This is a genomic window from Paracoccus salipaludis (assembly GCF_002287065.1).
In the GTDB taxonomy this organism is placed as follows: domain Bacteria; phylum Pseudomonadota; class Alphaproteobacteria; order Rhodobacterales; family Rhodobacteraceae; genus Paracoccus; species Paracoccus salipaludis.
Window position 1 is genome coordinate 1 of record NZ_NSJZ01000063.1, and the last position, 1733, is coordinate 1733.

At 64.3% G+C, this 1733-nt stretch carries 2 protein-coding genes; one reads left to right on the plus strand and one right to left on the minus strand.

The genetic code is table 11. The annotated features are described in order from the left end of the window. Positions 1 to 207, minus strand: a 207-nt coding sequence (locus tag CK240_RS17465; protein ID WP_095641531.1) for a CbtB domain-containing protein, incomplete at its 3' end; no start/stop codon positions are given. Between the two features lie 190 nt (positions 208 to 397). Here CK240_RS17465 and CK240_RS19640 point away from each other — a divergent pair. After that, on the plus strand, positions 398 to 964 hold the full coding sequence (locus CK240_RS19640; RefSeq protein ID WP_095641532.1) for a histidine phosphatase family protein: 567 nt from the start codon (positions 398 to 400) through the stop codon (positions 962 to 964). The last annotated feature ends 769 nt before the right edge of the window (positions 965 to 1733 follow it).

The window sequence follows — 1733 nt, forward strand, 5'->3', positions numbered from 1 at the left end:
GTGGCAGGGAAAGCCAAGGAGATGGCGGGCATCATGCACGAATTCATGCACGTACATCCCGTCGAACACCGCAACGGCGCCCTGTTCGGTGCTGACAAAATACAGTGCCAGGAGCGCAATCAGCCCAGCAAAAATGGCCCATGGGGCGATCTCGCGCAGGGGGATCGGAGCTGTGTGAGTGCCGGGGGCGGCAGTGATGTAGGTCATGGCGATCTCCTTCCGGATACGCGTCCGGGGTGAAAGGACTGAAGGCGTGCACGGGGTCTGGCTCCCGCAATATTGGCGGTTACAGTGGCGCGACCGCACCGGAATTTCACCGGCTTTCCCGAGACACGACTATCATGATGACCCTCCGGTCCCGCCACGATACTGTCAAGGAAGCTTGCGCCCGAAGCTCATGCTGACACGGATCTGGTTGATCTGCGCAGCAGCTCCGGCTCGGGTCACCTTTCCAGGCGACGAGCCCGCGCCTCCGCACGCGCTGAAGCGCGCTGCGGCACTGGCACAGACGCTGCCTGCGGGACCGCGCGTCTTTGCCGCCCCCTCCCGCCGCGCCACGCAGACTGCTGCGGCTATGGGCCTTTCCGCAACGCCAGATATCGCATTGGCCGAGGCGAATTTCGGCCGCTGGGCGGGTCGCGATCCTGCCGACGTGATGGCTGAGGAGCCGCAGGGGCTGGCGGCATGGATTTCTGACCCCGCCACCGCACCCCACGACGGCGACTCCTTCGTCACGCTTCACACGCGCATGAGCACCTGGCTCAGCGTCCGCGCCACCGAAGGGGGGCTGATAGTCGCCATAACTCACGCTGGCCCAATGCGCGCTGCGGTACTTTTCGCACTCGGAGCCCCAATGTCGGCCGCGCGTCACATCGACCTGTCGCCGTTAGACATGACGCAGCTTTCCCATGATGGGCTGCGCTGGGTCTGGAAGGCAGGGGCAGGGGGTTTCCCAAGTTTGTAAACATCGTGCATTTCCTGCCAGACAACTGCCCCCTTCTTCGGCTCTTCAGCCCGCACCTCCCGCCTTCCCCGGCAGCCAGCTCGACCCGGGCGCCAAGCAAGGGAACCCTTCACGTCGCGATTGTCCGTCGCCAGATCGAGGGAACGAACCGGGAGCCAAGCCGGAACCGGACCAAAAAATGAGAAGCCGGGAAGAACATTGCTGCGGCCGAGACTCAGTTGCAGACATCCAGCGCCCGCCTCTTCGCACAAACTTGTTTTCCGGGCCGCTGAGGGGACTCACGGTTCTTCAGGCTGTGGGATGACGGAAAATGCGAGGAGGCACCTTAGCGGGCTTCCCAGAGCCCCTCAGGGGCATCCCCGTGCGGGAGCGCCCCCTCACTCCCTCGCCGCCTCCCATTTTGCCGCCCTCTCTGGCCCATCGGGGCAGGAACCCGATCCGAAAAGGGAGGGGATGGAAGTGGCAGGAACTGTCGAATGTTTACAAACCCGGTTTTCGGCCCTGTCGATCCCCGCTCAGCCCCCCCCCGCGAGCCAGTGCAACGGGAGCCCTTCACGCCCCTCCTCGGCCGCGCTCCGTTCCTTGGCGACTGCAACGCGGCCGCGGAGGGGCGTGCCGCGACGTGAGCTGCTCGTTCTGGTGGCTGAGCGGGCGAAGAAGGGGGTGGGTAGGTAGCAGGAAATGATTTGTGTCTACAAAACCCAAAAAGCGAACTCCCTCGCCCCTTCTTGGCCCTCTCTGCGAGGGAGTCCTGACTTCCGCACGGCCT

Excerpts from the sequence above, each read along its gene's own strand:
- CK240_RS19640 (WP_095641532.1), top strand. The coding sequence starts at position 398 with ATGCTGACACGGATCTGGTTGATCTGCGCAGCAGCTCCGGCTCGGGTC.